A 7,625-nucleotide genomic window follows, 5' to 3' on the forward strand; every position below is an offset into this window, starting at 1 on the left:
ACAGGAGAAATGTGGCCAAGGTCCGCGTACATGAGCTTGCTAAAGAGCTCGGTATTACTTCCAAAGATGCAGTAACCAAACTGCAGGAACTGGGCGAATTCGTTCGCTCTGCCTCTTCCACCATTGAGGCCCCCGTTGTGAGGAAACTCCGCAACGCCTACCCCGCCGCCGGCGCTTCGAAGTCCGAAGCTCCCGCTGCAGCGCCCAAGGCGCCCGCCAGCCCCGCGGCTTCCCGTCCGGCCCCCGCGCCGGGCCCGGCAGCTCCCAAGGCTCCGGAACCCAAGGCTGAAGCTCCGGCCGCAGCGCCCGCCCCGTCGGCGCCTGCTCCGGCAGCAGCACCTGCTCCCTCGACTCCGGCTGCAGCCGCGCCCTCGGCACCGGCTCCGGCCGCACCGTCCACCGGCGCGAAGCCCGGTGCCCGTCCGGCACCGAAGGCCGAAGCTCCGGCTGCCCCCTCCCGCTCCGGCGGACAGGGCGGCTCGGCGCCCCGTCCGGGCGGTCCCCGTCCCGGTAACAACCCGTTCGCCACGTCCCAGGGCATGCCCCGCGGCCGCGGCGGCGACACCGAACGTACCTCGCGTCCGGGCAACAACCCGTTCGCTCCTTCCCAGGGCATGCCGCGTCCGGGCGGAAGCCGCACCGAGGGCGAACGCCCCGGCGGCCCGCGTCCGGCAGCCGGCGCAGGAGGTCCCCGTCCGGGTGCTCCGCGTCCCGGTGGTACCCAGGGTGCACGTCCCGGTGCTCCGCGTCCGGCCGGCGCTCCCGGCGCACGCCCCGGCGCAGGTGGCGGAAACCGTCCTACTCCCGGCATGATGCCTAACCGCACCGAACGTCCCGCACCCGCTGGTGCAGGTCGTCCCGGCGGCGGCGGCCGCGGTCCCGGACGCCCCGGTGGCGCACCGGGTACCGGTGGCGCTCCCGGCGCCGGCGGCGGTGCTCCGGCCGGCGGTGGCTTCGGCAAGGGCGGCCGCGGTCGCGGTGGCACCCAGGGTGCCTTCGGTAAGGGCGGCGCAGGCCGTGGCAAGCAGCGCAAGTCGAAGCGTGCCAAGCGCCAGGAACTCGAGCAGATGAGTGCTCCGTCGCTGGGCGGCGTCAGCGTGCCCCGCGGCGACGGCAACACCGTTGTCCGCCTCCGTCGCGGCTCGTCCATCACGGACTTCGCCGACAAGATCGAGGCCAACCCCGCCGCACTGGTGACGGTTCTCTTCCACCTCGGTGAAATGGCCACAGCCACCCAGTCGCTGGATGAAGAGACCTTCGCACTGCTGGGCGAGGAACTTGGCTACAAGCTCCAGGTTGTATCGCCGGAGGACGAGGAGCGCGAGCTGCTCTCCGGTTTCGACATCGACTTCGATGCCGAACTTGAAGCTGAAGGCGACGAGGAACTCGAAGCACGTCCTCCGGTTGTCACCGTCATGGGTCACGTTGACCACGGTAAGACCCGCCTGCTGGATGCCATCCGTAACTCCGACGTCGTCGCGGGTGAACACGGCGGCATCACGCAGCACATCGGTGCTTACCAGATCACCACCGCGCACGAAGGCACCGACCGGAAGATCACCTTCATCGATACCCCGGGCCACGAGGCGTTCACCGCCATGCGTGCCCGTGGTGCGAAGGTCACCGACATCGCCATCCTGGTGGTCGCAGCGGACGACGGCGTGATGCCGCAGACCGTTGAAGCCCTCAACCACGCACAGGCGGCCAACGTGCCGATCGTCGTGGCCGTGAACAAGATCGACAAGGAAGGCGCCAACCCGGACAAGGTCCGCGGCCAGCTGACCGAGTACGGACTGGTTCCCGAAGAATACGGTGGCGACACCATGTTCGTGGAGGTCTCTGCCCGCCAGAACCTCAACATCGACGAGCTGCTCGAGGCAGTCCTGCTCACCGCAGACGCAGCCCTGGACATGCGCGCCAACCCGAACAAGGACGCCCGCGGTATCGCGATCGAAGCCAACCTGGACAAGGGCCGCGGTGCGGTTGCCACCGTCCTGGTCCAGTCCGGTACGCTGCACGTCGGCGACACCATCGTGGCAGGCACGGCCCACGGCCGCGTCCGTGCGATGTTCGACGACGACGGCAGCGTCCTGACCGAGGCCGGCCCGTCCCGCCCCGTGCAGGTGCTGGGTCTGTCCAACGTCCCGCGCGCCGGTGACACCTTCTTCGTGACCGCTGACGAGCGCACCGCCCGCCAGATCGCCGAGAAGCGTGAAGCTGCCGACCGTAACGCCGCCCTGGCCAAGCGCCGCAAGCGCATCAGCCTGGAAGACTTCGACCAGGCCGTCGCCGAAGGCAAGATCGACACCCTCAACCTCATCCTCAAGGGTGACGTGTCCGGTGCCGTGGAAGCCCTCGAAGACGCGCTGCTCAAGATCGACGTCGGCGAGGGTGTCCAGCTCCGCGTTATCCACCGCGGTGTCGGTGCGATCACGCAGAACGACGTCAACCTGGCAACGGTCGACTCCGCCGTCATCATCGGCTTCAACGTCAAGCCCGCCGAGCGTGTTGCCGAACTGGCAGACCGCGAAGGCGTGGACATGCGCTTCTACTCCGTCATCTACGCAGCAATCGATGACATTGAGATGGCCCTTAAGGGCATGCTCAAGCCGGAGTACGAAGAGGTCCAGCTTGGCACCGCCGAGGTCCGGGAAGTGTTCCGTTCCTCCAAGTTCGGCAACATTGCCGGTTCCATCGTTCGCTCGGGTGTTATCCGACGCAACACGAAGGCCCGCATCAGCCGCGACGGCAAGATCATCGGCGACAACCTCACCGTTGAGACGCTCAAGCGCTTCAAGGACGACGCCACCGAGGTCCGCACGGACTTCGAGTGTGGTATCGGCCTTGGCTCGTACAACGACATCAACGAGGGCGACATCATCGAGACCTTCGAGATGCGCGAAAAGCCGCGCGTCTAGTCGCGTGAGTTTCACAGGGTCGGGGTCGTTGGATTTTTTCCGGCGGCCCCGCCCCTTCGCTGGATGGCCAACGTCTTACGACGTCGGCCACCCAGCTTCGGCAGGCCCGATGCCACTCCCAGGCCGCCGGAAAAAATCCAACGGGAGTCCGTCGTAGACTCGCCTTAGGCGCGTGGCAATTACCAAACTTGAGTACGTAAGCCGCTAACGCGCCGTCGTACATCCAAATATTTAGGAGTGGAAATGGCTGATCCGGCACGCGCTGCCAAGTTGGCGCAGCGGATTAAGGTTGTTGTTGCAGAGGCTTTGGGCCGGAAGGTCAAGGATCCGCGGCTTGAAGGTATTACTGTTACCGATGCCCGCGTGACCAATGACCTGCAGCACGCCACGATCTACTACACCGTGTTCGGGGACCAGGTTGTCCAGGCGGATGCTGCCAAGGGCCTGGAGAAGGCCAAGGGCGTCCTCCGGCAGGAAGTGGGCCGCAACATCACTGTGCGGCTGACTCCCACGCTCGAGTTCGTGGCTGACCAGATTCCGGTCAACGCCTCCAACCTGGAGGAACTGCTCCGCGCCGCCAAGAAGCGCGACGCTGAAGTGGCCGCCCTGGCTGCCGGCGCCAAGCACGCCGGCGACGCTGATCCCTACAAGAGCGACATTCCCGACGACGTCGAAATCGACGAAGACGACTTCGACGAAGAGGATGAAGACCTCATCGACAACGAAGAACTCGACGAGGACAACAGCAAGTAGGACGTCGCACCACGAGTGTGGCCGGACCGCAATGCGGCCGGCCACACTCTTGTTTAGGGGGCTGTGTCAGTGACGGGAGTGCCTGTCAAGGTCAACGGAAACCACTTTGCCGTCGGGCGCCTGGTTCGGCGCCGGGAGGGCATCGGTGGTTGCGTACAGCTTGGAATCCCTGATGGCGACGTCGGCAGTCACCTTGCCGGCCAGCACCGTCCGCTGCTTGTGGCCGTCTATCTTGAGGACGCCCTCACCGAACAGGGACGCGACGTACACGTCGCCGTCGTCGTCCAGTGCCAGCCCGGTGGGTGACATCACGTCGTCGGCGAAGAGCCGGACACGGCCGTTGTCCGGGTTGACCCGGTACACGGCGCCGCGGGCACCGAGCGCAGGATCCTCCGGTCCGCCCGGGAGCACCGACACGTACAGCCATCCGTCGTGACCCACCGCGACATCCGTGGGAACGGGCTCAAAGTTATAAGTGAGGCCCGCAACGCAGTCCGGGAGCTGCAGGGCTGACGCCACTTCGGCCGTGACGGTGTAGGGACGCGGCGGCAGGACGGCGACGGTCTCAGTGTCACCGGAGTCGGCGTCGATGGCCACAATGCTGTTGGCCCCGGCATCTGCCACGTACACGGTGTCCCCGGACAACGCGATGCCATAGGGGTGCGAGTCGACCGTTCCGGCATACGAAGCGGGCACTTCAGGAGGGAGCAGCGCCGCGCACGCCTCCGGCAGGTCCTCAAAACCGTAAGTGACGTCGCCGTCGGCGTTCTCGTTTGTCTCCAGTGCGGCAAGGTCACCGAAGGTGGCCTGGGCTCCGTCGCGGGCAATGGTGCGGATATGACCGGCGAGCGGACGGGCATCCATGGGCCCAGCTCCCTGGCTCTCGGCGAAATAGGTGGTGCCCCGCCGGTAGGCGCTCCCGGCCACATCCCAGGCAGGGTCCGAATACAATTCCGATCTGGCGCCGTCAGAACCGATCCGGATCAGCCGCCCGGCGAATTCCTCACTGACGGTGACTGCCCCGTCGCGGGCCGTGCTGACGTGGAGCGGACTCACCAGCCCGCCCGCAAGGATAACGGGATCTGACTGTGGCGGTGCGGCAGCGCCCGCAGGGCCGGATGCCAGGAAAACCGCGGCGGTAACAGCAGCCGCGGCAAGCGAAACGTGCTTTCTCATGGTGGTCTCCAAATGGACAGGATGATTCCCAGGAATCACTGAGACCACGGATCGGGCTGGCGGAAACACCGCCGCCCCCCACAGCGCACATTCTATTTCTTCCCCGCCGGGCACGTCGATGGTTCCCGTAAACTCCGCTGTCCTTCTGCCCGGAAAGTCGCGGCTGGCTGGCTATGATCGGAGCATGGACGCCCAACCTTCCGCCGCTGACATCCAGGACTTCCTGGGCCAGGCCGTCAACCTCGCCGTGCAGAACGTGAGTGACGGCGGCGGGCCCTTTGGCGCGCTCGTGGTCACCGCCGACGGCGAGCGCTATTTTGGCGTCAACAGGGTGACGAGGGATAACGACCCCACCGCGCATGCCGAGGTGGTGGCAATCCGCACGGCCGCGGCGGAATCCGCCAACTTCGATCTCAGCGGGGCCGTGCTCTACGCAAGCTGTGAGCCCTGCCCGCTGTGCCTGGCCGCCGCGCTGTGGGCGCGGATCGGCCGCGTCTACTTTGCCGCGGACCGGCACGGCGCCGCCGCCGCCGGGTTCGACGACGCCCTGTTTTACGAGTATTTCGAGGGGACCCGGCCGGACCTCATGCCGGTCAGGCAAACCGACATCCCGGCGTCGAACCTCCCGTTTGATGCATGGCGCGACAACCCGGACCGCACCGAATACTGAACGGGCCCCGGGCTCCCGGCCCGGTGGTACGGCGGCGGGACCTTCGACTCTATCCGCCCCCGGCCGGCAGGCGTCCGATTAACGCATGACTTCAGGAGCGACGGGACGGCCGCGCGGAGCAGTGCAACCGAGGCTCATCAAGTGTCCCGGTTGTGGAAAAACGAACAGGATTCCCGCGGCTGCTCCCGGCCGTCCGCGCTGCGGCAACTGCAGCCACGACCTGCCGTGGATCGTCGACGCCGGCGACTCTGACTTCAAGCACATCGCGGAGGAGTCAACGGTGCCTGCCCTGATCGACTTCTGGGCGGAATGGTGCGGCCCCTGCCGGTTGGTCAGTCCGGTCCTGGACCAGTTGGCGACCGAGAAGGCGGGACGGATCAAGCTGGTCAAAGTCGACGTTGACCGGGCACCCGGGCTGTCAGCGCGGTTTGCCGTGCAGGCGATCCCCACGTTGATGGTGATTATCGGCGGCATGGTGGTCGCCCGGCAGGCGGGCGCCGCTCCTGCGCCGGCCCTGCGGACCTGGCTGGAACACGCGCTTTCCTCCAGCCTCAGCTGAGCACCCCACGGCTGCGCTCCCGGGATTTTAGGCACATGTTCGGCACAGTTCGGCACACGGAGGAAGCGATGACAGAGATACTGCGCTACGAAGTCGGGTCAGGCGTGGTCCTGGTGGAAGCCGAGGAGGGCAGCTTCGGGGTGGAACACCGCTCACGTGACGAACAGGGGATCCAGGACACCGGGCGCAGGTTCGAAGATGCACTCGCAGCCGTCAGACCGGCCGCCAAGGCGGCGGCCGAAGTTTTGGGGGATCTTGCTCCCGAGCATCTGGAACTTCAGTTCGGCGTGAAAATGGCGGGGGCGGCCGGGGCGATCATCGCCAGGAACGTGACCGAAGCGCACTTCATCGTCCGGATGTCCTGGTCGCCTGAGCAACCGCCGCCCGACGAGGAGCTTGAGTACTAGGGCGTATCTCCTGCAGCCTCGAAGTGATCCCGTCGCCGGGCCGACGACGGGCGACAGAAAGGAACACATCATGGGACTCATCCATATCGACCTTTTCACCACGCTCGACGGCGTCGCGCAGGCGCCCGGCGGGCCCAGTGAGGATCCCGATGGCGGGTTCACGTTCGGCGGGTGGCAGGCACCCCTCATCGACGAGGTGGTCGGCGAACAGATCGACGCCGGGATGGAGGGGATGGACGCGCTGCTGCTCGGGCGCCGGACCTACGACATTTTCGCCGGGTACTGGCCGCACGCGGACGGGGACATTGCGCGGCTGTTCAACCGCCTCCCTAAATACGTGGCCTCGCGCCGGACGCCAGCCCTCGAGTGGGCGGGCTCCACACTGCTCGGTCCCGATATCTCCGCCGCCGTGAGCGAACTGCGCGACCGCCACGCGAACATCCACGTGATCGGCAGCCTCGACTTCGTGCAGACCCTGTTCGCCGAGCGGCTCTTCGACCGGCTCACGCTCTGGGTGTATCCGATCCTCCTCGGCAGTGGAAAGAAGGTCTTCGCCCGCGGGGTGGTTCCGACGAACCTCAGGCTCATCGAGCCGGTGGTCGCCTCGCCGAAGGGTGCGGTGCTGCAGCGCTATGCCCTCGCCGAGGGCACGCCCGGCGTCGGTGATATGTCGGCTGTCGACTGATCGCGGCCCTGTAAGGCGGCCCTGTATGGCGGGGCAGGTTCGCCCTGTCCGGGGCGCTACGTTCGCGAACGGCGGCCGCCGCGGGCACCCAGCCCGCCGAGCACCGGCGATCCCATCCCCAGCAGGAAACCGAAATCATACCAGTTGCCTGCCCTGGCGGTGTTGTAGAACGGGAATTCCGCCCAGGCTCCGAACACGTGCGCGATGAGCACGATCCACGCCGTCAAACCGTTCCAGAAGCCCCACAGCAGGTCCTGCCACCACATGATGTTCCTCTCCGGTGCCGCCCCTGTGGACAGGTTAAGGCGCCGCCGGGTTCTGCACTAGGGACCGCATTGACTCATAGGAAAGGTCCGTGGAGCGGGATACGTTGCCTCACCTGAAAAGGTCCGGGAATGCCGTGGTGCGGACATCCTTGAGGGATGGGTTTGACGATGAGCCAGCGCAAGGCGGTCAC

8 protein-coding genes are annotated in these 7,625 nt (G+C 66.5%); 6 read left to right on the top strand and 2 right to left on the bottom strand.

Annotated features, from left to right (window positions below):
• The first annotated feature begins 11 nt into the window (after window positions 1–11).
• Together infB and rbfA are read left to right on the top strand one after the other, a co-directional pair.
• Window positions 12–2,918, top strand: coding sequence for a translation initiation factor IF-2 (gene infB / locus RW112_RS17295; RefSeq protein WP_317782928.1), 2,907 nt, complete (start codon window positions 12–14; stop codon window positions 2,916–2,918).
• Between the two features lie 243 nt (window positions 2,919–3,161).
• Window positions 3,162–3,671: a 30S ribosome-binding factor RbfA gene (rbfA, locus tag RW112_RS17300; RefSeq protein ID WP_305940376.1), complete on the top strand. Its 510-nt coding sequence runs from the start codon at window positions 3,162–3,164 to the stop codon at window positions 3,669–3,671.
• 66 nt (window positions 3,672–3,737) lie between these two features.
• Here rbfA and RW112_RS17305 read toward each other — a convergent pair whose 3' ends face one another.
• Window positions 3,738–4,847, bottom strand: coding sequence for a ScyD/ScyE family protein (locus RW112_RS17305; protein WP_317782929.1), 1,110 nt, complete (start codon window positions 4,845–4,847; stop codon window positions 3,738–3,740).
• A gap of 184 nt (window positions 4,848–5,031) precedes the next feature.
• Here RW112_RS17305 and RW112_RS17310 point away from each other — a divergent pair, with 184 nt between their 5' ends.
• The 4 genes from RW112_RS17310 to RW112_RS17325 all read left to right on the top strand — a co-directional run bounded on the left by RW112_RS17310 (window position 5,032) and on the right by RW112_RS17325 (window position 7,168).
• Window positions 5,032–5,517: a nucleoside deaminase gene (locus tag RW112_RS17310; protein WP_317782930.1), complete on the top strand. Its 486-nt coding sequence runs from the start codon at window positions 5,032–5,034 to the stop codon at window positions 5,515–5,517.
• Window positions 5,518–5,602: 85 nt separating this feature from the next.
• Window positions 5,603–6,076, top strand: a complete 474-nt coding sequence (gene trxA / locus RW112_RS17315) for a thioredoxin (RefSeq protein WP_371745862.1) — start codon at window positions 5,603–5,605, stop codon at window positions 6,074–6,076.
• Window positions 6,077–6,144: 68 nt separating this feature from the next.
• Window positions 6,145–6,483: a CU044_2847 family protein gene (locus RW112_RS17320; protein WP_317782931.1), complete on the top strand. Its 339-nt coding sequence runs from the start codon at window positions 6,145–6,147 to the stop codon at window positions 6,481–6,483.
• A gap of 70 nt (window positions 6,484–6,553) precedes the next feature.
• Window positions 6,554–7,168 (top strand): dihydrofolate reductase family protein, encoded by a 615-nt coding sequence (locus tag RW112_RS17325; RefSeq protein ID WP_317782932.1) that lies wholly within the window; start codon window positions 6,554–6,556, stop codon window positions 7,166–7,168.
• A gap of 56 nt (window positions 7,169–7,224) precedes the next feature.
• On the opposite strand, the gene RW112_RS17330 is transcribed toward RW112_RS17325, so the two are convergent.
• Complete coding sequence (locus tag RW112_RS17330) at window positions 7,225–7,434, bottom strand: hypothetical protein (protein ID WP_317782933.1); 210 nt, start codon at window positions 7,432–7,434, stop codon at window positions 7,225–7,227.
• Window positions 7,435–7,625 lie beyond the last annotated feature (191 nt).

The sequence above is a fragment of the Arthrobacter sp. B10-11 genome (assembly GCF_033142195.1).
Taxonomy (GTDB): domain Bacteria; phylum Actinomycetota; class Actinomycetes; order Actinomycetales; family Micrococcaceae; genus Arthrobacter; species Arthrobacter oryzae_C.